This window comes from Xanthomonas hortorum pv. pelargonii (assembly GCF_024499015.1).
In the GTDB taxonomy this organism is placed as follows: Bacteria; Pseudomonadota; Gammaproteobacteria; order Xanthomonadales; family Xanthomonadaceae; genus Xanthomonas; species Xanthomonas hortorum_B.
The window spans coordinates 1,690,378-1,715,795 of the sequence record NZ_CP098604.1 but is presented as its reverse complement, the minus strand read 5'-3'; the positions used below and the strand labels follow the sequence as shown (position 1 = coordinate 1,715,795).

The following is a 25,418-nucleotide window of genomic DNA, read 5'->3' as shown; positions in this document are numbered from 1 at the left end:
GCCGCATGAGTCCTGTGCTGTTGGTCGCGCGCGAAGAACTGCGCTTCATGGCGCGCAACCGTTCCGCCGCCATCGGTGTGGTGTTGCTGATGCTGCTCACGCTGGTGGCGGCGTTGACCGCCGCGCATCATCAGCGCGAGGTCGCCGAGTTCCGCGCGCGCCAGCAACTGGCCGCGCAACAGGCCTTCGAGGCGCAGCCGGATCGCCATCCGCATCGGGTGGTGCATTACGGTCACTTCATCTATCGCCCGCTGCCGGCTTTGGCCGCGTTCGATGCGGGCGTGGATGCGTTTACCGGCAACAGCATGTTTCTGGAAGGTCATCGCCAGAACACCGCCAACTTCGGCGATGTGCGTCAGAGCTCGCTGCTGGTGCGTTTCGGTCAATTGACGCCTGCCTTTGTGCTGCAGGTCTTGGCGCCGCTGATGCTGGTGTTTCTGGGCTATGGCGCGGTGGCGCGCGAGCAGGAAACCGGAACGCTGCGTGCGTTGTTGTTGCAGGGCGCGACGCGCCGGCAATTGTTCGGCGGCAAATATCTCGCGCTCGCCGCGGTGGCCGCTGCGTGCCTGTTGCCGGCCTTGGTCGGGCTGGTGCCCATCGCGTTGTTGCCGGGCCAGGCGCTGCGGGTCGCACTGCTGGTGCTGGCGTATGCGGTCTATCTGCTGGTGTGGTGCGCGCTGGTGCTGGCGGTGTCGATGCTGTGCCGGCGCGGCCGCGATGCGTTGCTGGTATCGCTGGCGGTGTGGGTGTGGCTGGCCTTGCTGGTGCCGCGCGTGGCACCGGATGTGGCCAGTGCCGCGTACCGATTGCCAACGCGCCTCGAAACAGACGTGGCGATCCAGCGCGATCTGCGCACGCTCGGCGACAGCCACAATCCCGACGACCCGCACTTTGCGCAGTTCAAGCAGCAGACCCTGACACGCTACGGCGTACAGCGCGTGGAAGACCTGCCGGTGAACTACAAGGGCCTGCTCGCACTGGAAGGCGAGCGGCTCACCTCCAGCCTGTTCGAACGGTATGCCGCACGCGATTCGGCCATCCAGCAGGAACAGAATCTGCTGGTGCGCACGTTCGCCCTGCTGAGTCCAACGGTTGCCCTGCGCGACCTCTCGATGACGTTGGCGGAAACCGATCTGCGCGCACATGAGCGCTTTCTTATCCAGGCCGAGCGTTACCGTTACAGGCTGGTGCAGCAGCTCAATCAACTGCAGGCCGACGCCGTGAGCATGGCCGACGACACCGCCCAGGATGCCGGCGCCGACCAACGCAAGCGCATCTCCTCCGCGCATTGGCATGAGATTCCGGTGTTCGCTTTCCAGCCCCCGGCCACAACAGAGGTGCTGCGTGCCGCAGGCATTACGCTTGGTCTGGTCGGTGCCTGGCTGCTGGCTGCGCTGTGCATGCTGATCGCAGCGGGCCGACGTGTGGGAGTGGCGCGCTGATGGTGCTGTGGAAGTACGAACTGCTGCTGTTGCTGCGCGCACCTGCCGCGGTGGCCGGATTGCTGTTGCTTGCCCTGTTGACGGTGTGCAGCCTGATCTCCGGCCAGCACGTCATCGCTGCGCAGCGCGACAACATCGCAGGCATCGCAGCGCTGCAGCAGGAAGACATCGCAGCGGTGGAGGACTATGTGGCGCGCACCAACGACGCTGGCAGCGCGGCTTACTACAGCTTCCACCCGACCTGGGATGTGCCCTCGCCATTGGCATTCGCCGCGGCGGGCATGCGCGATGTCTCGCCGTACATCCTGCGTGTTCGCGCGCTGGGTCTGGAGGCGCAGATCCACGATGGCGACAGCTACAACCCGGAGTTGGCATTGGCCGGGCGCTTCGACTATGCCTTTGTGCTGGTGTTTTTGCTGCCGTTATTCGTGATCGCGTTGCTGTTCGATCTGCGCTCGGGCGAACGCGAGGCTGGGCGCGCACGCATGCTGGCCGCGCTGCCGGGTGCCGGAGCCGCGTTGCTGGTGCGGCGCGTGGTGGTGCGTGCCGCTGCGGTGCTGGTGTGCCTGAGCGTGCCGTTTGCCATTGCCGCGAGCCTCAATGCAGTGCCGCTGCTGCAACAACTCGCGGTGCTGGCACTGAGCTGCGTCTATCTGCTGTTCTGGGTGTTGCTGGCGGTGCTGGTCGGGCGCATCCACTGGCGCCCCGCCGCGCATGCCACCGCCTTGGCGAGCTGCTGGGTCGTCTTGGCACTGGTTGCGCCGGCGCTGGCGCATGTGGCGATCAATCAGGCGGTGCCGGTCAACCAAGGCAGCGAGATCGCGCGGCTGCAGCGCGAGGCGGTCAACCACGCCTGGGATATTCCGCGCCAGGACACCATGCGGGCCTTCTATGCGCACAACCCGCAGTGGGCAGATTCTGCGCCGCTGACCAGCGCGTTCCATTACAAGTGGTATTTCGCCTTTCACGAAAACGGCGATCAGCAGGTGGCGCCGCAGGTTGCGGCGTATCGGCAAGGCCTGCAACGACGCGAAGCGCTGGCGCAGCGTGTGGCCAGCGTATTGCCGCCGGTTGCATTGCAGGCGGCGTTGACGCGCCTGGCGGATACCGATCTGCGTGCGCAATTGGCCTATCAAGATCGCATTCGCGCCTATCACCGGGCGTTGCGGACGTTCTACTACGGCTATCTGTTTCGCGACCGGCCATTTACGCGCGAGGACTTCGGGCGTGCGCCGCGTTTCGATGCAAGGGCCGATCCCGCGTCATAGCGGCAGTTGCGTTTCATCCATCACCTTTGGTTCTTTCACTTGCGCCCCGGGCATTGCGTGCCTGGGTCCTTCAGGAGTCCTGCCCGATGTCCGTGTTCTCGTCGCGCCAACGCATGCCACACACCGTGCCGTTGCTCAGCATGCTGGCCTGCGCATGCGTCATTGCCTGCGTCGACGCCGACGCCGCCGAGCCGCAGGCGCGCGATCTGGATGCGGTGCAGGTGCGCAGCCAGTACACGCCGTACCGCGCGTTGAGCGTCACCGGCGCCACCAAGACCGATGCGCCGTTGCGCGATCTGCCGATCAGTGCGCGCGTGCTCGATCAGACCTTGCTGGAGGATGCCGGCGTCAACGATCTGGCCGGCGCGCTGGAGATGGCCAGCGGCATCACCAAGGCCAATAACCTGGGCGGTCTGTGGGACAGCTACTCGATGCGCGGCTTCACCGGCGACCCGAATTTCAGCTCGGATTACATGGTCAACGGCTTCAATGCCAGCCGCGGTTACAACGGCCTGCGCGATGCGGCCAACACGCAAAGCATCGAAGTGATCAAGGGCCCGGCCTCGGCGTTGTACGGGCGCGGCGAGCCGGGTGGGGCAGTCAATATCGTCACCAAAAAGCCCTTGTTTCAGCCGCAGCACAGTGTGGATCTGTCCGCAGGGCGCTTCGACAGTTATCGCGCTGCGGTCGACAGCACCGGCCCGCTGGGCGAGAACCTGGCCTATCGGCTGAATGTCATGCACAAGGATCAGCACAGCTTCCGCGACACCGTCGACAGCGACAACACGCTGCTGGCGCCCTCGCTGCTGTGGATGCCCACGCCCGATACCACTGTATCCTACGAGCTGGAATTCGTGCGCATCCATGCGCCGTTCGATCGTGGCGTCACCGCCATCGATGGCGATGCCAATCGGCTGCCGGCGTCGCGCTTTCTGGGCGAACCGCGCGATGGCGATATCGATCTGCATTCCACCGGGCACCAGCTGTTTGTGGTGCACGGCTTGAATCAGACCTGGTCGTTGCAGGGCGGGGCGACCTATCGCGACAGCGGCATGCGCGGTTTTTCCACCGAGCCGTGGACGCTGCAGGCCGACGACCGCACGCTGCGCCGCGAGCGTCGCTACCGCGATTACCAGGGCCGCGATATCGCCGGGCGTGCCGAATTGCTCGGCACCTTGCAGGCGGGCAGCGTCACCCACAACGTGTTGTTCGGTGTCGACGGCAATCGCTTCGACGACAGCCGCTTTCAGCAGCGTGCCCGCTCGGCCGCCACGCCGTACAGCATTGATGTGCTCGCACCGCAGTACGGTGTGGCCCAGCCGGGGCGGCTGGCCACGATCACCGACACCGAAGAGCGGCAGCAGGTGTGGGGCGTCTATGCGCAGGACCAGATCGATCTTGGCGCGCGCTGGAAGGCCTTGCTCGGCCTGCGCTACGACCACTATCAGCAGGATCTCGACAACCAATTGCGCGGCACCACACAGCGCGCCTTCGATGGCGTGGTCAGCCCGCGCGCGGGCGTGATCTTCCATGTCGACGATGCGTTGTCGCTGTATGCAAGTGCGGCGGCGGGCTTTCGCCCCAACAGTGGCGTGGGTGCGGACGGGCAGAGTTTTGCGCCGGAGAAAAGCCGTTCGCTGGAAACCGGGCTGAAATACGTGCAGCCCGGCGATGGCCTGGAAGCCACGTTGGCGGCATTCCGTATCGACAAGAAAAACGTGCTGAGCCTGGATCCGGCCGACACCAGTTTTTCGCTGCCGGTGGGCGAGATGCGCAGCCAGGGTGTGGAGCTGGATCTGCTCGGGCGGCTGACCCCGCGCCTGGCCGCGTCGGTGGGCCTGGCTTACACCGATTCGCAGGTGACGCGCAGCAGCGAGGCTGCCGCCGGTACCGGCCTGGCCGAGGGACGACGTTTTCCGAATGTGCCGCGTTTCAGTGGCAATGCCTTCGTCAACTACGAGCAGCCATTGACCGGCAAGCGCAGTGCGGCGGTGGGCGTGGGCGTCTCGCATACCGGCGAGCGGCTGGGGTCGGTGGATAGCAATACCGATTTCGTGCTGCCTGCGTATACCGTGTGGCGCCTGGTCGGCCACTACGATCTGAGCGAGCGGCTGCGCCTGTATGCCAAGGTCGAAAACCTGACCGACCGCCGCTACGCCGCGTTCTCGTACAGCGAGCAATGGGTGTATCCCGGCGCGCCGCGCAGCTGGACGGTGGGTGTGCGGTTGCGGTTCTGAGACGGACCGTGGGTTCGATCGGTTGCTCTTAGCTGCGACGCGTGGACGGACGCTTGCTGCGCTTCTTGCCAGGCGCGGCGGGTGCGGCGTCATCGCTGGCCAATGCGCCGCCGCTGTGCAGTTGCTCCAGCCACGACAGCGCGTCGACATAGCCGAGGAAGTGCTGCAGATAACCGGGCGAGCATTCGCGCATCAGGCTGATGCAGCGATGCACCAGCACGCTGGAATTGAGCGGGCCGGCGTCCTTAGGGGCGTCCTGCAGCGATTGCCGCACCTGGCTGGCGGTGCGCACGGTGGTCCAGGTGCGACGGAAATCCTCCAGCGCCGGCAGCTCGGGAAACAGCGTGGCATCGGGTGTCGCGGTCTTTCTGCTGTCCACCTCCATCAACGCCGCATGGCCTGCCATCTGGTCGGTCAACGCGCCCAGCGCGCTGCGTTGCAACGCACTTGGAGCGACATCGCTAGCTGCACGACGGCGCGATGCTTTCTTGACTGTCGCTGCATATGCATCGATCAAGTTGCCCAGCTTTTCTTCCAGCACTGCGCGCACCGCATCCGCCTGCATGCCGGCGCGCGCGGCCAGCGTTTCCATCAGATGAAAGCTCACCGGATCCAGCCGATCGGCGCCCTGGCTGCGCCAATGCTCAAGTCGCGCGTGTGCGGAGGTCGCCTGCATGCTCATCGCGTGGTTGCAGCCGGCGTTGGCTGTGACGTGGCGGAAGCGCGCGAGGTGGAAGGCCGCGCGATCGGTGCGATCTCCACACGCCGGTTCCTGGCGCGGCGCGTTTCATCGGCATTGGAATCCACCGGCTGTTGCGAGCCGAACGCCGCAGCGAACACTGACGACGCCGGCACGCCCTCGGCGATCAATGCACGCGTCACGGTGAGCGCACGCTGCGCGGACAGTTCCCAGTTGTCGGCGTAGCGGCGATTGCCACCCAGCACCGGGCGGTCGTCGGTAAAGCCGCTGACCATCAGGATCTCTTCGCGCGCGGCCAGGTACTCCGTCAACGGCGCGGCCAGCGTCTTCAGCACCTCGCGGCCTTCCGGCTGCAACTGATCGGAATTGAACGCGAACAACACATTGCCGCGGATGCCGATGCGCCCATCGACCAGGGTTACGCGGCCGGCCGCCAGCGGTGCGGCCAGGGCTTGTTCCAGCGTCTTGCGACGCTGCGCTTCAACCTGACGTTGCTTGACCTCTTCGTCCAGGCGGCTGGAGAGCTGCAATTGCACACCGATCACCCCGACCAGGATCAGCACGAACGCGCCCAGCAATACCGACATCAGGTCGCCGAAGGCGGCCCAGATCGGTGTGCCCGATTCGCCGTCGATGTCGATCTCATCGCTCATGCCGTGGTGGCCTGGCTGCTATCGGCATCGCCTGTATCGCCGGCGTCGCTGCGACCGCGATCGAGCTGACGCAGTTCTTCGATGATCTGCTTCTGCGAAAGCATGCTGAGGTCGACCACTTCGCGCGCCTGCGCCACGTAATAGGCCAGTTGGTCGTCGCTGCGGGCGAGCGAGGCATCCAGTGCGCTGGCCACGTGCTGCAGGCGTTCGTTGAGCTCACTGGTAGAGCCGCTGAACAACTGCACCGCCATGCCGAACGCTTCGCCCAGGCTGGCCACTTCCACCGCACTGCCGCTGACATGCGCGGCCACTGCACCGAGCTTGCCGGTCTCGCTGCCGATCTGTTCGGTGAGCTGGGCGCCTACGCGTTGCAGCAGATCGGCCGAGTTGGTGACCAGCGCATCCACCGCTTCGCGTTGTTCGGTGGAGGCGTGATTGACCGCGTTGAGCAAGGTGTCCAGCGTGGCGAGCAGCTTGCTGCGTTCTTCCAGCATGGCGGTGTCGCGCACCATGCTCTCGGACAGGTTCTGGCGCAGCTCGGCCACCACGTCGGCGGCGGCCTTGGGCGCTTCGGAGGCGATCTGCATCAGCCGCGACACTTCGGCAATGGTGGCGCTGGCCTGCGCCTGCGCCTGCGTGGACAGCTCGCTGGCGGTGCTGGCCAGGGTGTCGCAGATCGCCTGTTGTTGCTGGGTCACGCGCTCGCCGGTGCGTTCCCACTGCGTGCTCAGGTCCGCGCTCATCGCGGTAAAACGCTCGCTCCACAGCGCCAGGCGCTGGGTGTCGCGGGCTTCCAGTGCGGCCTGCAGGTCGGTATGCGATTGCTGCAAGGTGCCGACCAGGGCAGCGGCATGCGCGTCGAAGCTGGCGGTGGCGGCAGCGAGTGCGTTCTGGTGCTGGCTTGCCAATGCCGCGCTGGCGTCATGTTGTTGCGCCAGAGCGGCGTTCCATGCGCTGGCGGTGTCGCTGCTGGACTGATCCATGCGCTTGGATACCGCATCGACCAAGGCGCTGGAGCGTGCATCGAAGGTGCTGGCGAACTGCGTGAGCGTGGTCTGCAATTCCTGCGTGAGCGCGTGATTCGAACGTTGCTGTTCGGCCACTGCCGCGGTCCACGTGGCGGCTGCAGCGGCGGTGCTGGTTTCCAGGCCGCTGCTCAGGCCAGCGAGTTGTTGCTGCACGGCCTGCTGCACGCCGTCCTGCAGTGCCGTGGTCTGCTGCGCAAGTTGCTCAAGCGTGGCGTGCAATTGCGTGCTCAACGCCGCGCTTGCGCGTTGCTGCTCGGCCAGCACTGCCGCCCAGTTGTCTGCAGTGGCGGCGTTGCTGCGTTCAAACCCGTCATTGAGTGCGCTCAACTGCTGCTGCACCGCCTGCGTCACGCCGTCCTGCACAGCGATGCTGCGCTGATCGATCTGTTCCAGCGTGTGCCGCAATTGCTCGGTGAGCGCTTGCTGCGCACGCTCCTGTGCGGCCAATGCACTTTGCCACTGCTCGGCTGCGCTCTGCGCACCGGCCTGGAAGCCCGCGTTGATGCCGTGCAATTGCTGCTGCACGGCCGTGCCCACGCCCTCCTGCAATGCGGTGGTCTGCTGGGCGATCTGCTCCAGCGTGGTCTGCAGTTGCAGGTTGAGCGCGTGCTGCGCGCGTTCCTGTGCGGCCAGGGCCGTGGTCCAGTGCTCGGCCGCTGCGCTGGCGCTGTGCTGGAAGCCGCTGGTGATGCCATCCAGCTGCTGCTGTACGGCATGCGTAACACGCTCCTGCAGCGCGGCGGTGTCGCGCGCGATGCTGGCCATGGTGGCTTCCATTGCCGGCTGCAACGCTACACTCACTGCGCGTGCGCTTTCTGCCACGCCGGCTTGCAGCGATTGCTCCATCGCCGTGGCCAGGCGCGCATACACCGCTTCGCTTCTGGCGTGGAACTCGGCCTGTTGTGCGGCCAGACGTTCATCGGCGGCGATGCTTTGCTGTTCGATGCTGCTCATCAGCGTTTGCAGCCGATCGATCAGCGTCGGCATCAAGGCGCTTTGCTGCTGCTGCAGCTTGAACACTTCGCCACGCTGATGCGCGTCCGAATGCGGATGCAGTTCGGATGCGATTTTCAGATCCAGCCGCTGCACAACCTGCAGCCGCTCGCGCCGGCACAATGCCGACAACAGCCCCAACATCGCCGAGGTCGCAACGCCGGCAATGGAGGTGCCGAACGCGAACGCCAGGCCTTCCACCGGTGCCGCCAGCGAGCCACGAATGGCCTGCAGGTCGGTGGCGCTCTGCAATGCGAAGCCGGTGCCCTTGAGCGTGGCCATCATGCCGAGCAAGGTGCCGAGCATGCCCAGCAACACCAGCAGGCCGACCAGATACGGCGTCAGCACCGGTGCGGACAAGGCCACGCGCTCGCCCTTGATGCGCAGGCGCACCGCATTGCGCAGGCTTGGATGCAGACGCTCCAGCCACTCGCTCAATGCCGATGGCGCGGTGGTCAGCGCCGCAACGGCTTCGTCCAGCGTCGCGCTAGCCTGGCGATAGCGGTACAGCTCCAATGCGCCGGCCACATAACAGGCGCCGATCACCGCTGCGATGCAGGCGCCCAGCGGATTGGAGCCGAGATAGCCGATGCCGACCCAGCAAACCGCCAACAGGCCGACGAGAAACACACACAGGTGGACGAGAGTTCTGAACATGAGGTCCCAGTTAGCGGGTACGAAGCGCTGCAAGCAGGCCTTCGATCGGGTGAAAACGAACATCCAGCTCGGCGAGCAACACGCTCTGCATGTCTTTGCGAAAGACATCCAGCCAGCCATCGGAGACGGCGCGTTGTGTGGCATCGCTATCGGCTGGCGAATGTTGGGTTTGCGCGGCATCGCGCAGACGCTCGAAATGTGTACCGAGCAGGCTCGGCACGGTGTTCAACAAGCTCTGCTCGCGCGGGCTCAGGGTGAGTTCCATTGCCGCATCCACTTCGGCCAGCCGCGCCATCTCGCCGGACGTCAGCGCCAGCATGTCGCGCAGACGGCCACGCAGATCGCCGGTGGCGGTGCGCATCGCGCGTTGCATGGCGAGGTAATGCTGCCGGAAGGGTGCGTAGTCGGGCATTGGGGCAGGCGTCTGGAGATCGGCGTCGTCGCGCGCCTCGGCACGCAGGCGCACGACCAGCGCATCCAGATCGGCCACGCTGCTGGTTGCCAACCCGGCGCGCACGCGTGCACAGGCCTGCGCATCGGCAGCACGCGGCTCGGGGAGATCGTCGGTCTCGGGCAGCTTGCCATCCAGCGCCTTTGACACCGCCACCGCGCGCGTCCAGTCGATCCACTGGCTCAGCCGGTCGGCGAGCGCGTGGTTGGACTGGGCAACGTGGACGTCGCTGAGGCGAGCAAGCAGGCGAATGAACGCCGGGCCCGAGAGGGGCGCCCGTGGAGAAACTTTCGCCATTCTTCCGGTCAAAGACCGCGCATTTTACACGGGAATGTGCGCCATTCGGCGCTTTGCGCGCCAGGGTCGGGCCTGCCGGAAGGCCCGACCCTGGCGGCATTCAGCCGGCCTGGTGTGGAGGCGGGCGTGGGATTTCAGTGCGCAGCGCGGCGATAGAAAGGATGCACAGCACTCGAACAGAGTCCCATCTGCAGCGATATCTGGCTCGGCACGCGCTCGCAGTCATGCATATCGAGCGAAACCACGGTTGCGGGCCAGACATCGCCTGGCCCGCAACGCGCCGATCCCGGCAAACAAGTCGTCACGCTCGCCCGGCGTGGTGGAGACCATCACCGGGGCTGACATCTCAACGCCGGGCGCGATGCACCAACGGAATCAGCACCACGCCCAGCAGTGCCACCGCAGCGGCCACATAGCCGATGCTGCCCAGGCCCCAGGCCGGAATCACCAGCCCGCCGATGATCGCGCCGATGCCTATACCTGCATTGGCCGCCGACACATTGGTGGTGCCGGCCAGCGCCTGCGAATGGGCCACCGAGTTCATCACCCGCACCTGGCTGATGGGAAACAGCGCGGTATAGGCAATGCCCCAGACCGCCAGGGTCAGATAGAGCAGCACCCCGGTCTTGGCCACCGGCACGCATAACGCCATGCCGAGTGCGAGCAGCAGCAGGAACACCGCGGTGGCGCGCAGCGGCGAGCGATCCACCACCCGGCCGCCGAGCCAATTGCCGATCAGACCGATCGCGCCAAAGCCCATCAGCCACCAGCCCACATTCGCCGCCGGCACGCCCACGCTGCGTTCCAGCAGGTCGGCCAGATAGGTGTAGGCGGTGAACATGGCGGTGAACACCACGACCGACAGCGCCACATTGGCCAGGAAAAAGCGCTCGCTGAAGATGCCGGCCTGCTGGCGCAGATTCACCCGTGCGCTGCGGGCCACCGTCGGCATCCACACCGCCAGCGCGGCGGCCATCGCCAGCGACAGGGCGGCCAGAATCCAGAACGCGCCGCGCCAGCCAATGCTGTTGGCCGCCACCGTGCCCAGCGGAATGCCGAACAACAACGCCGCCGAAATGCCCAGATACACCCGCGATACCGCGCGCCCGGCGTGCTGCGGCCCGGCCAGTTGCCCGGCGGTCTCGCTGGCGGTGCCCCAGAACACCGGCAATGCCAGCGCCGGGATAAAACGCGCCAAGGCCAGCACCCAGATGTTGGGCGCTAGCGCGGCCACCGCGTTGGAGACCGCAAAGACCAGCAGGATCGCGATAAACAGGCGCTTGCGATCCACGTGCGACAGCCACGCGGTCAGCGGCGGGCCGAACAGCATCACGGTGAAAGCGAACAGCGTCACCAACTGACCGGCAGCGGAAATGGAAATTTCCATATCGCGCGCAAGGCCGGGCAGCAGCCCGACGATCAGGTATTCGGTGGTGACGATCACGAACGCGGCAAACGCCAGGATAAAGATCGCCAGCCTGCTGCGCGCGGTGGCCGGCGCATTGGTGACAGACGCGGTGGACGTGGTGGAACGGACAGCAGACATGGCATGCGCCGCAGTGTGGGCTGGCCATGATAGGAAAGAATCCAAGTCGTATATCGGGAGTATTTTCCGTACATTGCGGATCTCATTTCTCGAATCCGCCGTTATGCATCCCTCCGAACGCGTCAAAGGCATCGACATCTTCGTCAGCGCCGCCGATGCCGGCAGCTTCACCGCCGCCGCCGAGCGGCTCAGCCTGACCAGCTCGGCAGTGGGCAAGGCCATCGCCCGCCTGGAAGCACGCCTGGGCGTGCGCCTGTTCGCGCGCACCACCCGGCGGCTGGCGCTGACCGATGCCGGCGCGGCGTTCTACCGGGTCTGCGTCAAGGTGCTCGACGAGCTGGAAGAGGCCGAGCACGTCCTGCGCGCCGAAGGCCAGGCGCCCACCGGCCGGCTGCGGCTGGACCTGCCGGTGAGCTTCGGCCGGCGCAAGGTACCGCCGGTGTTGCTGCCGTTCTTCCAGCGCTATCCCGGCCTGCAGCCCAGCATTTCGTTCACCGATCGCTTCGTCGACATGGCCGAAGAAGGCATCGACATCGCAGTGCGCATCGGTGGGCCGGATCAGTGGCACAGCAGTCTGGGGCATCGTTATCTGGGCCATGAAAAACGCGTGTTCTGCGCCGCGCCGCAGTATCTGGCACACCGTGGCACCCCCGACAGCATCGCTGCATTGCTGGCGCACGACGCGGTGCTGTATGGCCAAGCCAATCGCAGCAGTAGCCCGTGGTTGCTGCGGCATGGTGAAGGACCGGTGGAACAACGCGCGATGGACGCGCGGGTGGTGTTCGGCAATGCAGAAGCGCAGGTGGATGCGGTGGTGGCCGGGCTGGGTATCGCGCAACTGCCGACCTGGTTGATCGATCACCATCTTCAGCGCGGCAGCCTGGTGGCAGTGCTGTCGCAGTGCGATACCGAAGGCCTGCCGCTGCATCTGGTGTGGATGCGCGCGCGCCAGTTGTTGCCCAAGCTGAGCCGCTTGCTGGAATGTCTGCAGCAGGGCTTGCAGGATGCGGCGTGATGGCAGTGCGTAGCGAACTGAGGCATGCGCTGCATCGGGTTGTGCACCCTATGCATCCACGCGCGTTGGTTGCAGCGCAATTCAAGGTGCGCGTTGGTAAGCGCGTCATTACACGCAGCAGCACGTTGCAGCACGCCAGATCGAGCCACTCACGCCGGTGTGCGCGTGCTCTCTAACCAATTCAGTTTCAAATACGCTGACTCACGCTAGACCCTGTTTTGTAAGGTGAACGCGTGTAGGCTGCGGGCCGGGGACGACTCCCCAACGAGGTAACCGCAATGGATCGCTCCGACATGCAAGTGTCCGATCTCATGGTCCTGGAGTTGCAAGGGTTCCACGATGCCTATGGCAATGGACCAGACCTCTGGGACGCGTATCAACGCATCATGACCAGTGCCGCGCAAGCCGGCGGCGACGTGATCGAGCTGGCCAACGAAATGGCGTCCCTGGCGCAGGGGCTTGGCGCGATCAAGCGCGCGCAGCTGCTGTAACTACCGATTGCGCCGCCTGCCGGCGACGCAGATCTACCTGTCAGGCGCAGGCCCTTGTCGAAGCCGACGATGGCTGGCGCTGTCTCTTTAGCCGGCTGCAGCGCGCAGCAACATCCATCATCAACATCCAGCAGCGACAACTACAGCGCAGGTGGGCTTCCCACCGGGACGAGTGGCTTACTTGGCGTCGGTGGTTTCGGTTGTCTCTGTGGCTTCTTCAGACGCGTCGGTTGTCTCGACGGCCGGCTTTGCGACGACGGCTGCAGCCGGTGCAGCGTCGGACTCGCCGCGCTTCTTGTCACGACGCAGCGGCGTGTCGCCCAGACGCTCGATCGCGCCACCGGACTGCTGAAACGCTTCCAGATCAGCAGCCAGGCGCTGTTCGGACAAGCGCGGCTTGCCTGGCTGATTGCTCACGGTCATCGACTGGCGGCGGGAATTATTCATCGCGAATCCTCATGCGTTGTAGAGCGTCAAGGGAATGCCCCGGCGGCGCTGATCGTCGTAGGTGGCACGCACGTCGCGGCAATACGGGCCGGACATGACGAAACGGCGGCAGATCGCCGGCCGTGTGTCGTAGATCGAGCAACACATGCGCGCAGCATCGATGGCCACGCACCAGCCTTCCTCGTCACGCGCCATCACGTGCCAGCCTTGCGGCGTCACGGTGGTCAGATGGTTTGGAATGCGGTCGGTTGAGTCGACCATGACGGTGAGCCGGCAACAGACGGCGTCGCAGCGTTCGCAGAGATTCTTGATGGAGAAGGCCAGATAGTAGTGAAGGCGACACCGGGCTCCGGCCGCCTCTGCACCATACACCCTGGGCGTGCCGGGGTGTGAACCGTGCCCCTGGATTCGTTTTGCATAGCTTGGCGGTTACGCCTCGGCGCAGGCGATGCAGGCGCGCCGCGCAGCGGGCTTGTGCAATGCGTTGCCTTTGTCGCCTCGATGCGAAGACCGCTTTCACCTGCATCATCGCTGCATCGCCGTAGCGTGGCGCAGTCTGCATCCACCCAGCCAGGAAACCCTCGATGAGCACCTCGAATCAAACCGTGTCCACGCCCGACCACAGCAGCGATCACGACGACCAGCGCAGCGAGAAAGAAAAGCAGGATGCGCTGCAGGACGATGCGCTGGAAGAGACCTTTCCGGCCAGCGATCCGGTGTCGCCGTTCGTACCGGCCAAACCGCTGGATTGATCCGCATCCCAAACGAGTGAGATAGACAAGCGGCGCACTCATCGATTGCGCCGCTTGTGTTTGCCTGTTCGCCAGCGGTTACGGCGTCAGCACGACCTTGCGGCAATCGTCCTGCTTCTTGTCGAACAATTCGTAGCCGCGCGCTGCGTCTGCCAACGGCATGCGGTGCGAAATGATCGCGCTCGGCTTGAGGTCGCCGTTGCCGATATGTTCCAGCAACTGCGGCATATGTTTCTGCACATGGGTCTGGCCCATCTTGAAGGTGAGCCCCTTGTCGAAGGCATCGCCGAACAGGAAGGCGTGGATGAAGCCGGCATACACGCCCGGCACACTGACCACGCCGCAACGACGCGTTGCGGCAATGCATTGGCGGATCGCCACGCCGCTGCTGCCTTCCAGCTTCAAGGTGGTCAGTGCGGTTTCCACCGCGCTGCCTTCGGCCTCGAAGCCCACCGCTTCGATGCTGGCATCCACGCCGCGGCCATCGGTCTGCGAGACGATCACATCGGCCGGGTCGTCGATCTCGTCGAAGTTGATCGGGATGACGCCATACGCCTTGGAGGCGAAGTCGAGCCGATACGCGTGGTGGTCGACCATGAAGATACGTTCGGCGCCCAGCATGCGGCAGCACGCCGCAGCCATCAGACCGACCGGGCCGGCGCCGAAGATGGCCACGGTGGAGCCTTGTTTGACGCCGGCATCGACCACGGCTTGATAGCCGGTGGGCAAGATGTCGGACAGGAACAACACCTGTTCGTCATGCAGGACATCGGGCACCACCAGCGGCCCGACATTGGCCTTGGGCACGCGCACGTATTCGGCCTGCCCGCCCGACAGACCACCGTAGAGATGGCTGAAGCCGAACAAGGCCGCCGGTGGGCGCATGTCCTTGTGATTCAATGCCGCGCCCTTGCCGGTGTTGGTGGTTTCGCACGCGGAAAATTCCTGCAGTACGCAGTGGAAGCAGCGCCCGCAGGCGACCACGAACGGAATCACCACACGGTCGCCGGGTTTGACTGCAGTGACATCTGGGCCAACGTCTTCGACGATGCCCATGAATTCATGGCCGAGAATGTCGCCATGGCGCAGATCGGGAATCTTGCCGCGATACAGATGCAGATCCGAGCCGCAGATGGCCGTTGCGGTGACGCGCAGGATCAAATCGTCTCGTTCGACAAGAACCGGATCCGGCACGGTTTCAACCCGTACATCGCGTGAGCCGTGATAGTTGAGGGCAAGCATTGAGATCTCCCGAAAAGGCCGTCGATGCGCGGCAACCCATGCAGTGTTCGTGCAGCATCGTTAAGCCCATCAGCACACAGCGTGCGCATGGTGTGGACGCGTCCGATTGGCGACGCCGCGTTGATGCGCAAGTCACGTCTGGATAACCCTCGCACTCGCACCCTGAGATCACTCGTCAAATCGCTTGCAGTCATTCCACACATCGCGATGCGAACCCGACAATCAATGATCGCCAAGCAACGATCACTCAGGAGGCAGTAATGGGACTTTTCAAGATGGTAACCGCCGGCGCCGTGGGCTATGTGGCGTACAAGGCGTGGCAGCGTCGTCAGGGCCAATCGACCGATGCGACCAGCGACACCAGCAGCGACCGCGACATTCGGCAGACCACATTGACCGGACCTGCCGCAAAGAGTGCAACGCCACCGCATGGCGACCCACTGCGCACCGACGCCAACATCTCCACCGATCGCAAGCAGGCATTGGGCGCACTGGTCATCTTCAACGAGCAGGAGCGCACGCTGGCGCAACTGGCTGTGGTGAAAGGCATCGGCGGCGAATCGCTGCAGTTCGCACGCAAGATGGATGAAGCCCACAGCGCTGCGCTCACCGACCTCAGCCGTTTTGCGCCGGACCGCAATGGCACCCTGGCGCAAGCCGCATCCGCGCGTGCGGATGGCACCCGCAAGCGTCTGGACGGGTTGAACGGCAAGGAATTCGAAACGCAGTACCTGCAGGCTAGCGTGACCAGCCATGAGCAGGCGCTGGCACTGCTGGATACGCAATTGAGCAGCGAGCCGGGGTCGAGCGATCTGGGCAAGGAACTGCAGCGTGCCCGCGAAACCATTGCCCAGCACCTTGAACATGCCAAGGCGCTGCGCACCAAGTCGACCCAGCCGCATTGATCGATTGATTGCTGGTCGCTCTTGTGGCGGCCAACAAAACCACTGCGCTCACCGTCAGGTGGGCGCAGTTGTCTTTTTGTTTCCGGTTCGCAGATGAGCAGGTTGGAAGTGCGATGTCCTCATCGCTTGATTGGCTCTGCGGTGTCATAAGTGCCGGTACGTAGCAGTCTTGGGTGGATGCATGGTGTGTTCCGACACTGGATGTGGCACTACGCATCGACTATCGCCGTGCACGACGCCTGCCGGTTTTGCGAGGATGCTTCGGTTTGCTGCGGGCGCTTGCACGCGTACCGGCGTGGGACACGCCGCAAGTACGTCCATGTAGGCTCTTACGCGGCATCCATGCCGCGTAAGGTCCCACGCCGGTACGCGTGCAAGCACCATCCATCGTTGTCGGTTGCTGGAGGAAAATCCACCACTGGTGACTGATCGCGCTTTGGGTTGATCGCGGCTTAGAAAGTGTCCTTCGCTTGCGAAGTGCTGGATCTTTGTTCGGCCGCATCCGAGCGATGCCAAAAGCATCGCTCGGGCATCATTGCGAATCCGCAGACGTTACGCCCGGCTGATGACATTGCTTGTCGATCAGCAGCCGCAATGAGTGGAAGCGCGGTGTCGTATCCGGGGCGGGACCATGTGGCGGCATGGATGCCGCCACTGAGCCTCCACGGACGGATTCACGGCGTGTCCCGACACCGGATGCGGCGCCGCGCGCAGGCCGCATCATGCTTACGTCTCGTCAGGCGCTGCCTGCTCGAATCCGGCCGCCTGCCGCTGCCACAACCCATCGAAGACGCCGCCATGCCCGCGCAGCTGTGCAGGATTACCTTCTTCGACCACGCGGCCTTCCTGCAGCACCACGATGCGATCGAAGCCGATCACCGTGGACAGACGATGGGCTACCGCCAGCACGGTGCGGTCGCGCATCAGATGATCCAGCGCGGCCTGAATTTCCGCCTCCGATTCGCTGTCCAGTGCCGAGGTGGCTTCGTCCAGGATCAGGATTGGCGCGTCCTTGAGAAACGCACGCGCGATGCCCAGCCGCTGCCGCTGACCACCGGACAACATCACCCCGCGCTCGCCAACCTGGGTGTCGTAGCCTTGCGGCAGTTGCCGGATGAATCCATCGCAGAAGGCATGCCGCGCGGCCTCCTGCACATCTGCATCGCTGGCGTCCGGCCGGCCATAGCGGATGTTGTCGGCAATGCTGCGATTGAACAGCGCGGTTTCCTGCGGCACTACTGCGATCTTTTCGCGCAGGCTGTCCTGGCTGACACTGCGGATGTCCTGGCCGTCGATCAGCACGCGCCCGGATTCCACATCGTCCAGGCGCTGGATCAGCGCAATCAAGGTCGATTTGCCGGCACCGGACGGCCCGACGATGCCTACCTTCTGGCCTGAGGGAATATGCAGATTCAAGTCGTGCAGCACCGCAGGGCGATCGGGATAGGCAAAGCGCACATGTTCGAAACGCACATCGCCTTCGGCCAGCGCCAATGGCGCATCCGCATCCACCAACGCATGCGGCTGCAGGATGATCTGCAAGGTATCGGCGATCGCGCCCAGCTGCTGGGTGGTATCCACCAGCGTCAGCGCCAGATCGCGCGAGCCATGCAGGATGCGAAACGTCAGCGCGCTGACCAGCACCACATCGCCTGCGCTCACCGCGCCGGCACGCCACATGCCGATTGCCCAGATCAACATGCCGCCGGCCATCAACGACAGGCAGATGTCATGGATGACCCGGGCCTTTTCCACATACATCCAGCTGCGCCGGTGTGCGACCGCTTCATAGCCGATCTGTTCGGCCAGCCGTGCGCTTTCGCGATCGCGCGCGGCAAATGCCTTGATCGTCCATACATTCGACACCGCATCCACCAACTCACCGCCCACGCGCGCGGCCTGCGCGGCAAAGCGCTGGTGCTTGGCGCGGCCGCGGATGCCGAAGCTGGTGATGATGGCCGCCACAATCCCGATGAAGCCGACCAGCGTGGCCGCCATGCGCCAATCCACGGTCAGCAACAACACGATGGCGCCGATGAAATCCACGATCGGCGGCACGATCTTCCACGCCAGCCCGCCGTAGATCTGCCCGGCCGCACTGCCGAGCGCGGTGATGCGATTGCCCAGCGCACCGGCGAAATGCTCGCTGAAATAGCGCATGGGGTGCCCGGTGAGATGGCGGAACAGATCCACCCGGATATCCACCACGCTGGCCACCACGGTGCTGCAGCCCAACCAGCCGCCCAGGCGCCACAGCAGGTTTTCCACCGCAATCAGGCCGATGAACACGCCCAGCGGCCACCACACATTGGCCTGGCTGCGTTGATCGGTGGCCATCGCATCGACCAGCACCTTCATGCCGTACTGCACCGACACCGCGCAGCCGGCAGCGCCGATGATCAACAACAACAACCCACCGAAATGCCAGGGCCGCTGGCGCACGTAATGCCACAGAAAGCGTGCCGGCGTGTCCGGCAATAATTCCGGCTGGGCAGTGGGCGTTGTCACGTATCGATGTCGGCCAGTGCAAGCTGCGGCACCTGCAGGCCAAAGCGTTCGTGTTCGCGACGCAGTTGTCTGGCCAGCCCGGCATGCAGTGGACGCTCGCCCTGCTCATCGGCATAACCGAACAGGCCGGTGGGGCAATGGCGGTAGTTGTCCCAGCCCGGATAGTCCAGCACCGGGTAGAGGCAGATGCCTTCCATCGGCACGCCTTGCTGCATCGCCAGTGCCACTTCGCTGCCGACATGGTCCAGCCAGGGGCCGCGTTTATCGGCTTCGGCGCCGGTTTCGGAGACGAACATCGGGCGCCGATAGCGCTGCCAGAACTCGTCCATGATGGCCGAAAACGGGCGGTAATCCGCTGAGCTGCGCAGGATCGGTGTGCCGCCCAGATACCACTGATTGTCTGCGTAGTAGTTGAGGCCGATGATGTCCAGATGCTGCGGTGTGCCGCCCAATCCGGGCCATTGCTTGCCGCAGATCATGTCCCAGGCTTCGAACTGGGCCAGCCGCAGGCGTTCGGCTTCGCGGCGCGGGCCGGGACGGTCGTTGGAGGGAATCACATGAATGGCCGGGTCCACCTGCACGAAGCGCGCGCGCGGTTCCACCTGGCGTACCGCATCGATCGCGGCGATGGTGGCGCGTACCAGCTGATGCTTGAGCTCGAAGCCGCGCCCGCGTGCCTTTGGATACATGCCTGAGTGGTCGCCGCCGTTCCAGGCCCAGAACGAGATCTCGTTGACCGGGGCATAGAACGGCACCGCGTCGGTTTCGTTCTTGATGCATTGCGCGGCAGCAGCGGCAAAGCGTGCAAAGCGATCGACAAAGTGCGGCGACCAGATATCCACATCGTCCGGCCAGCCGTAATGGCACAGATCCCAGATCACCTGGGTGCCGGCAGCATTTGCCTCGTGCAGCATCGGCAGAAAGCTGGACCAATCGTAATGGCCGGGGCGTTGCTCGATCAGGTGCCAGCGCATGCCGTCGCGCACAGTACGCAAGCCGTGCGCCGAGACGGCGCGGTAATCGTTGGCAGCCCAGCGGTCGTGCTTGGTGCCGGCGATCAGATCCAGCCGGCGGCCATCGCGGCGGCGATGGGTCGAACACTCGAACCCCGCCATGAAAAAACTGTCGAACACTGTGGGGGTATGCATCTGACATCCTGCTGCACGACCGGTTGCACGCTGGCACCGACCATCGATGACTGCCCCGCAGCGCGAGGGCGGTGGGGCGGGGTGTTGCCGATCAGACAGCCAGTTCGGCGTGACGCTGGTGTTCTGCCTCTTCGATGCGCTTGAACAAGGCCAATGCCTGGCCGACCACTTGATCCATGTTGTAGTACTTGTAGGTACCCAGCCGCCCAAGGAAGGTGACATTGGGCGTCTCGGCCGCCAGGCGCTCGTAACGCCGGTACAGCGCGGCATTCTCCGCACGTGGAATCGGATAATACGGGTCGCCGTCGGCCGATGGGTACTCGTGGGTGAGGCTGGTCTTGGGATGTTGCTGGCCGGTCAGATGCTTGTACTCGGTGATGCGCGTGTAGGCCACATCTTCGGCCGGGTAGTTGACCGTGGCCACCGCCTGAAAGTGTTCCTGGTCCACGGTGCTGTGTTCGAACTTGAGCGAGCGATACGGCAGCTTGCCATAGCAATAGTCGAAGTATTCATCCACCGGCCCGCTGTAGACCAGTTGGTCGTAGTCCAGCTCGTCGCGGATCTCGCGGTAGTCGGTATTGAGCATCACCTTGATGTTGGGGTGATCGAGCATGCGTTCGAACATGCGGGTGTAGCCGTGCAGCGGCATCTGCTGGAAGGTGTCGGTGAAGTAACGGTCGTCGTCATTGGTGCGGGTGGGCACACGCGAGGTCACTGATTTGTCCAGCTGTGACGGATCCAGACCCCATTGCTTGCGCGTGTAGCCGCGGAAGAAGGTCTCGTACAATTCGCGGCCCACCTGGTTGATCACAACGTCTTCGCTGGTCTGGATATCGGCCACCGGTTCGGCGCGGCTGGCCAGAAATGCAGCGGCGTCGTGTTCGGTTGCGAGCTGCAAACCGTAGAGCCGGTTCAAGGTGGTCATGTTGATCGGGATCGGCACCTGCTGCTCGCCTACCTGCGCCAGCACACGATGCGCGTACGGCCGCCATTGGGTGAAGTTGGACAGGTAATCCACGATGCGCTGCGCATTGGTGTGGAAGATGTGCGGCCCATAGCGATGGATCAGCACACCGGCGTCATCGTGGAAGTCATAGGCGTTACCGCCGATATGCGGGCGACGATCCACCACCAGCACGCGCTTGCCCAGGCCTGCGGCCAGGCGCTCGGCCAGCACGCTGCCGGCAAAGCCCGCACCGATGATCAGGTAATCGAATCCGCGCCGGGTTCCGCCGAGGGTGCGGGTGCTCGCCAGCGGAACGGTGCCCGAAGGTGTCATTGCTTCCACGTGAGTTTCTCCTTCATCAAGTCATAGGTGTGGTCCCAGGACATATCGCCCAGCACTTGGTCGGCGGTCTCCAGCAGCTGCTCGCGGTCGGCGCCGTCGCGTAGCGCGGCTTCGCACGCGGCAACGAATGCATCGGGCGTGTCGGCAATGCGCACCACGCCGGTGTCGCCATAGGTGCGCACCACATCGTGGATGGGCGTGGAGACCACCGGGCAGCCGCCGGCCAGATACTCGGGCGTCTTGGTCGGGCTGATGAAGCGGGTGGAGGCATTCATTGCAAACGGCATCAACGCCACCTCCCAGCCGGACAGATAGCCGGGCAATTGGTCGTAGCTCTTGCCACCCAGGTAATGGATGTTGTCGGCTTGCGGCAACTCGGCCGGGTCGATCTTGACCACCGGGCCGATCATCACCCACTGCCAGTGCGGGCGTTGCGCGGCGATGCTGCGCAACAGCTCCACGTCGAAGCGTTCGTCGATCACGCCATAAAAACCCAGGCGCGGATGCGCAATGTCGGCTTGGTCGGCAGGCTCCTGCTGGGGCACGCGTGCCGCAGCGAAATGCGCCACCTCCACACTGCTGGGAAAGGCATGTGCGTTTGCGTGCAGCGCGCGTTTTGCTTCCCAGATGCTGTAGCCACCGGTGAACACCACATCGGCGCGCTGCAATAGTTCGCGTTCGCGTTGTACCAGTTCGGGCGGCGCACCGCGAAATGCCGACAGCTCGTCCATGCAGTCGTACACGATCACGCGCGGGTGCAGATGCGCGCTGAAGCTCTGGCTCATCGGCGTGTAGTACCACAGCACCAGATCGTCCACACCGAGTTCGGCCAGATAGCCATCCAGCAACTGGCGTTGAATCTGCACGGCCGCCTCGCCTTCGCAACCGGCCGGCAGGCGGGGCACCAGCACATGCAGGCCGCCTGCTTCGCCACGCACCTGCAGCCACGGCTCGGGTTCCTCGCAGGCGATGGGCTCCTCCCAGAACAGCAGATTGAAATCACGCGCAAAGCGCGACATCAGATGCTGTGGGCGCTGGTACACAAAGCTCCAGCGCAGATGCGACAAGCACAACAGCGTGGGTCGCGATGGGTCGAACTGCGGGGTGTTGTCGGATGTGACAGCGCGGCGGGTGTTGCCGATGTCGTAGTGAAACTGACCAGCCCAGCTCATGGAATGCCCTCAATCAAAAAGGAAAGGAACCAGCGCGCATCACGCGCGCGAGAGACGGTCTGCAGGCAGCAGGGTGCGAGCCACCTCGTTGCGGCGGCGTCCCTCTGCCGTTGGCAACAAGCGACGTGACGGTGTGACCAGCTCGCGCTCGGGCACGGTGTTCGGGGTACGCAGTCTGGTCAGGCGCGAGGTCGCATAGCCGTCCGGATGCAGTTGCTGCCAACGCCAGGTATCGCGACACATGCGGTCCAGGTCGTATTCGGCCTTCCAGCCCAATAGCCGATTGGCCAGCGTGGCGTTTGCGTAATACACCGCCACATCGCCATCGCGGCGCGGTGCGATGCTCAACGGGATGCGGCAGCCACTGGCACGCTCGAATGCGGCAGCCACCTCGCGCACGCTGTGGCCGCGTCCGCTGCCCAGGTTCACCACCAGTCCTTTGCGCTCGCGCTGCAGGTAGTCGATGGCATCCACATGCGCGCGCGCCAGATCCATCACGTGCAGATAGTCGCGCACGCCGGTGCCGTCGGCGGTGGGGTAATCATCGCCGAACACTTGCAGCGCAGCGCGGCGGCCGACGGCCACCTGCGCGATATAGGGCATCAGATTGTTCGGCACGTCGCGCGGATCTTCGCCCAGATACCCGCTGGGATGCGCACCAACCGGGTTGAAGTAACGCAGCAGCGCAGCATTGAATTCGGGCCACGCGATGCTCAAATCACCGATCATTTCTTCCATCATCAGCTTGGTGCGGCCGTAGGGATTGATCGCCTTCAACGGCGCGCTTTCCTCGATCGGGCTGATGTTTTCATCGCCATACACGGTGGCCGAGGAGCTGAACACCAGGTTGGACACCTCGGCGGTGCGCATCGCACGTAACAGCGCCAGCGTGCCGGTAACGTTGTTGTTGAAATACAGCAGCGGCTCGCGCACCGATTCGCCAACGGCCTTGAGTGCGGCAAAATGCAGCACGGCATCGATGCGCTTGCTGCTCAGCAACTCAGCGAGCTCTGGTGCGCGCACATCCATGCGGTGAAACTCCGGTCGAGCTCCCATCAGATACTGCAGATGGTCGAGCACGCGCTCGGATGAATTGCTCAAATTATCGATAATGCACACGTCGTGCCCACGTCGCGCCAGTTCCACACAGGTATGTGAGCCGATATAACCGGTGCCGCCGGTGACCAAAATTCTCATTGATTGCCTGCCTTGTGGAGGGCGCTGAGGCGCCGGCTTACCCAGGACGCGGATCACCACCGCGCACGTTTGCCTGCGTGTTGGGTGATGTCATCGCGCCGGCAGCGTGCTAATGAGCAGCCACGCATTGGGCGGCAGCCAGGTCTGGGCGAGCAGAGGGCTAAATGCATCACTGTCCAACACGATCTACGGTAGGTGGCAGAACGTGAGAACAGGCGCAGGGATAGGTGTGTGCCACGCGAGTGAGGCGTTGACTATTTACTCACCGGCGCTGTGTGTTTTTAGTCGCGCACACTGAGTGCCAGGAGTGGCTGGCAAAACTATTTCCCGGCGATTTATTGCTGAGCTTGGGAGTTGGGTCTTCAGTGAAGAGCGGCTGATCTGCGGTTTGGCTGCAGGGTCCTTGCCCGCCCACCATCGAAGGACACGCCGCAAGTACGTCCATGTAGGCTCTTACGCGGCATCCATGCCGCGTAAGGTCCCGCGACGGTGGGCGGGCAAGGGCCAGTCGAGTTGATCGGTACGCATGGTTTTTAACAAAGCAGCCAGCGACCTGTCTGGTGCGATGTCCTCGCTGCGCTCTTGATGCTGTGAGTTTGCTGCAGGGTCCTTGCCCGCCCACCATCGCAGGACACGCCGCAAGTAAGTCCATGTAGGCTCTTACGCGGCATCCATGCCGCGTAAGGTCCCGCGATGGTGGGCGGGCAAGGACCATCGAAGATGGTCGGTGTGCGTGGTTGCAAGCAGTGCATTACGTGCGTTGTTCGGATAACGGAGGCGCATTCGATCAGCTTCGCAACGCAAGGCCGTCAACAGACAGCTTTCAACAAAGCAACCTGCAAACTTCCTGGTGCGGTGTCCTTGCCGCTTGCGGGACCATGTGGCGGCATGGATGCCGCTACTGAGCCTCCACGGACGGATTCACGGCGTGTCCCGTGAGCGGCAAGGGCACCGCGCGCTCGGCCAACCAAGCCTTTGATCGAATCTGAAATGCACATGCGGCACGCTGCTGCACACAAAAAAACCCGCGTTGCTGCGAGAGCAACGCGGGTTTGGTGACAACGTAGAGCGGCCTACAGAGTGACGGCGCCACCGGCAATGGTCAGCAACGTGCCGGAGGTGTAGCTGGCAGTGTCGGCCGCGAGCATCACGTAGGCCGATGCCAGCTCGACCGGTTGGCCGGGCCGCCCCATCGGGGTTTGGCTGCCGAAGTTTTCCACCGAGTCTTCGTCCATGCCTGCCGGAATGAACGGTGTCCAGATCGGGCCGGGCAGCACCGCATTGACGCGAATGTGCTTGTCGGCCAGCACGCCGGCCAGACCAATGGTGAGGTTGGCCAACGCGCCCTTGGTGGCGGCATAGGGAAGAATATTCGGCGTCGGTTTCTTGGACTGCACCGAGGCGGTATTGATGATGGAGCCACCGTCCTTCATCAACGGCACCGACAGCTGCACCAGATGAAACACCGCATGCACATTGGTGTCGAAGGTCTTGCGCCATTCGTCCAGCGTAATGTCTTCGAAATTCTCGAAATACTTCTGGTAGCCGGCGTTGTTGACCAGAATGTCCAGTCCGCCGAAGGCGCTGTTGACCTGTTCGATCAATGCTGCAGCCTGGTGCGGGTCGCTGATATCGCAACCGACCAGTAGCGCTTTGACGCCGGCCTTTTCGATCAGCGCACCGATCCTGGCCGCGTCTTCCTGCTCATCGGGCAGATACGCGATGGCCACGTCGGCGCCTTCGCGTGCATAGGCAATCGCCACCGCAGCGCCAATGCCACTGTCGCCACCGGTGATCAGCGCGCGCTTGCCTGTCAGCTGCCCATGACCGACGTAGCTATCTTCGCCATGGTCCGGGCGTGGATCCATCTTCTCGGTCCGGCCGGGGAAGCCCTGCTGCTGCGGCTTGAACGGCGGGCGTGGGTAATTGGGGACGGGCATGGGGGCCTCCTGACGGTGTGGATCACTACAAGATGAGTGTC

21 protein-coding genes are annotated in these 25,418 nt (G+C 64.0%); 7 read left to right on the top strand and 14 right to left on the bottom strand.

Features of this window, described 5'->3' with window-relative positions:
• Positions 1 to 5 precede the first annotated feature (5 nt).
• From NDY25_RS07640 to NDY25_RS07630, 3 genes are all read left to right on the top strand, one after another.
• Entirely contained in the window at positions 6 to 1,442 is a 1,437-nt protein-coding gene (locus NDY25_RS07640) for an ABC transporter permease (protein ID WP_256627859.1), read from the top strand.
• Complete coding sequence (locus NDY25_RS07635) at positions 1,442 to 2,710, top strand: DUF3526 domain-containing protein (protein WP_168957264.1); 1,269 nt, start codon at positions 1,442 to 1,444, stop codon at positions 2,708 to 2,710. The genes NDY25_RS07640 and NDY25_RS07635 overlap by 1 nt, the downstream gene beginning before the upstream one ends.
• A gap of 86 nt (positions 2,711 to 2,796) precedes the next feature.
• On the top strand, positions 2,797 to 4,947 hold the full coding sequence (locus NDY25_RS07630; protein WP_168957263.1) for a TonB-dependent siderophore receptor: 2,151 nt from the start codon (positions 2,797 to 2,799) through the stop codon (positions 4,945 to 4,947).
• Positions 4,948 to 4,975: 28 nt separating this feature from the next.
• Here NDY25_RS07630 and NDY25_RS07625 read toward each other — a convergent pair whose 3' ends face one another.
• From NDY25_RS07625 to NDY25_RS07605, 5 genes are all read right to left on the bottom strand, one after another.
• Positions 4,976 to 5,629 (bottom strand): DUF2894 domain-containing protein, encoded by a 654-nt coding sequence (locus tag NDY25_RS07625; protein ID WP_168957262.1) that lies wholly within the window; start codon positions 5,627 to 5,629, stop codon positions 4,976 to 4,978.
• A complete protein-coding gene (locus tag NDY25_RS07620) occupies positions 5,626 to 6,300 on the bottom strand; it encodes an OmpA family protein (protein WP_168957261.1) in 675 nt (224 codons plus the stop codon). Before NDY25_RS07620 ends, NDY25_RS07625 begins: the two co-directional genes overlap by 4 nt.
• Positions 6,297 to 8,978 (bottom strand): DUF802 domain-containing protein, encoded by a 2,682-nt coding sequence (locus tag NDY25_RS07615; RefSeq protein WP_256627858.1) that lies wholly within the window; start codon positions 8,976 to 8,978, stop codon positions 6,297 to 6,299. The genes NDY25_RS07620 and NDY25_RS07615 overlap by 4 nt, the downstream gene beginning before the upstream one ends.
• Before the next feature lie 10 nt (positions 8,979 to 8,988).
• Positions 8,989 to 9,726: a DUF3348 domain-containing protein gene (locus NDY25_RS07610; protein ID WP_168957259.1), complete on the bottom strand. Its 738-nt coding sequence runs from the start codon at positions 9,724 to 9,726 to the stop codon at positions 8,989 to 8,991.
• Positions 9,727 to 10,072: 346 nt separating this feature from the next.
• Positions 10,073 to 11,272 (bottom strand): MFS transporter, encoded by a 1,200-nt coding sequence (locus NDY25_RS07605; RefSeq protein ID WP_180336500.1) that lies wholly within the window; start codon positions 11,270 to 11,272, stop codon positions 10,073 to 10,075.
• A 103-nt stretch (positions 11,273 to 11,375) separates the two neighbouring features.
• On the opposite strand from NDY25_RS07605, the gene NDY25_RS07600 reads away from it, so the two are divergent.
• Positions 11,376 to 12,287, top strand: a complete 912-nt coding sequence (locus tag NDY25_RS07600) for a LysR family transcriptional regulator (protein ID WP_256627857.1) — start codon at positions 11,376 to 11,378, stop codon at positions 12,285 to 12,287.
• A gap of 278 nt (positions 12,288 to 12,565) precedes the next feature.
• Positions 12,566 to 12,778, top strand: a complete 213-nt coding sequence (locus NDY25_RS07595; RefSeq protein WP_168957257.1) for a hypothetical protein — start codon at positions 12,566 to 12,568, stop codon at positions 12,776 to 12,778.
• A gap of 177 nt (positions 12,779 to 12,955) precedes the next feature.
• Here the strand turns inward: NDY25_RS07595 and NDY25_RS07590 are convergent, their stop codons facing one another.
• Together NDY25_RS07590 and NDY25_RS07585 are read right to left on the bottom strand one after the other, a co-directional pair.
• Positions 12,956 to 13,225 carry a hypothetical protein gene (locus NDY25_RS07590; protein ID WP_256627856.1) on the bottom strand — a complete coding sequence of 90 codons (270 nt, stop codon included), beginning with the start codon at positions 13,223 to 13,225 and terminating at the stop codon, positions 12,956 to 12,958.
• A gap of 9 nt (positions 13,226 to 13,234) precedes the next feature.
• Entirely contained in the window at positions 13,235 to 13,486 is a 252-nt protein-coding gene (locus NDY25_RS07585; protein ID WP_006449501.1) for a YkgJ family cysteine cluster protein, read from the bottom strand.
• Between the two features lie 323 nt (positions 13,487 to 13,809).
• Between NDY25_RS07585 and NDY25_RS07580 the strand changes: the two genes are divergently transcribed.
• Positions 13,810 to 13,977 carry a hypothetical protein gene (locus NDY25_RS07580; RefSeq protein ID WP_167387198.1) on the top strand — a complete coding sequence of 56 codons (168 nt, stop codon included), beginning with the start codon at positions 13,810 to 13,812 and terminating at the stop codon, positions 13,975 to 13,977.
• Between the two features lie 78 nt (positions 13,978 to 14,055).
• On the opposite strand, the gene NDY25_RS07575 is transcribed toward NDY25_RS07580, so the two are convergent.
• Positions 14,056 to 15,219, bottom strand: coding sequence for a zinc-dependent alcohol dehydrogenase (locus tag NDY25_RS07575; protein WP_168957255.1), 1,164 nt, complete (start codon positions 15,217 to 15,219; stop codon positions 14,056 to 14,058).
• 260 nt (positions 15,220 to 15,479) lie between these two features.
• Between NDY25_RS07575 and NDY25_RS07570 the strand changes: the two genes are divergently transcribed.
• A complete protein-coding gene (locus NDY25_RS07570; protein ID WP_168957254.1) occupies positions 15,480 to 16,124 on the top strand; it encodes a DUF4142 domain-containing protein in 645 nt (214 codons plus the stop codon).
• A gap of 726 nt (positions 16,125 to 16,850) precedes the next feature.
• Here the strand turns inward: NDY25_RS07570 and NDY25_RS07565 are convergent.
• The 6 genes from NDY25_RS07565 to NDY25_RS07540 all read right to left on the bottom strand — a co-directional run bounded on the left by NDY25_RS07565 (position 16,851) and on the right by NDY25_RS07540 (position 25,377).
• Complete coding sequence (locus NDY25_RS07565; RefSeq protein ID WP_168957302.1) at positions 16,851 to 18,602, bottom strand: ABC transporter ATP-binding protein; 1,752 nt, start codon at positions 18,600 to 18,602, stop codon at positions 16,851 to 16,853.
• Positions 18,603 to 18,628: 26 nt separating this feature from the next.
• Positions 18,629 to 19,780, bottom strand: a complete 1,152-nt coding sequence (locus tag NDY25_RS07560; RefSeq protein WP_168957253.1) for a glycoside hydrolase family 1 protein — start codon at positions 19,778 to 19,780, stop codon at positions 18,629 to 18,631.
• Between the two features lie 91 nt (positions 19,781 to 19,871).
• On the bottom strand, positions 19,872 to 21,059 hold the full coding sequence (gene glf / locus NDY25_RS07555; protein WP_168957301.1) for a UDP-galactopyranose mutase: 1,188 nt from the start codon (positions 21,057 to 21,059) through the stop codon (positions 19,872 to 19,874).
• A complete protein-coding gene (locus NDY25_RS07550) occupies positions 21,056 to 22,240 on the bottom strand; it encodes a glycosyltransferase family 1 protein (RefSeq protein ID WP_168957252.1) in 1,185 nt (394 codons plus the stop codon). Before NDY25_RS07550 ends, glf begins: the two co-directional genes overlap by 4 nt.
• 39 nt (positions 22,241 to 22,279) lie before the next feature.
• Positions 22,280 to 23,437 carry a UDP-glucose 4-epimerase GalE gene (gene galE / locus NDY25_RS07545; RefSeq protein WP_168957251.1) on the bottom strand — a complete coding sequence of 386 codons (1,158 nt, stop codon included), beginning with the start codon at positions 23,435 to 23,437 and terminating at the stop codon, positions 22,280 to 22,282.
• Positions 23,438 to 24,510: 1,073 nt separating this feature from the next.
• Complete coding sequence (locus NDY25_RS07540) at positions 24,511 to 25,377, bottom strand: glucose 1-dehydrogenase (RefSeq protein WP_115039637.1); 867 nt, start codon at positions 25,375 to 25,377, stop codon at positions 24,511 to 24,513.
• Between the last annotated feature and the right edge of the window lie 41 nt (positions 25,378 to 25,418).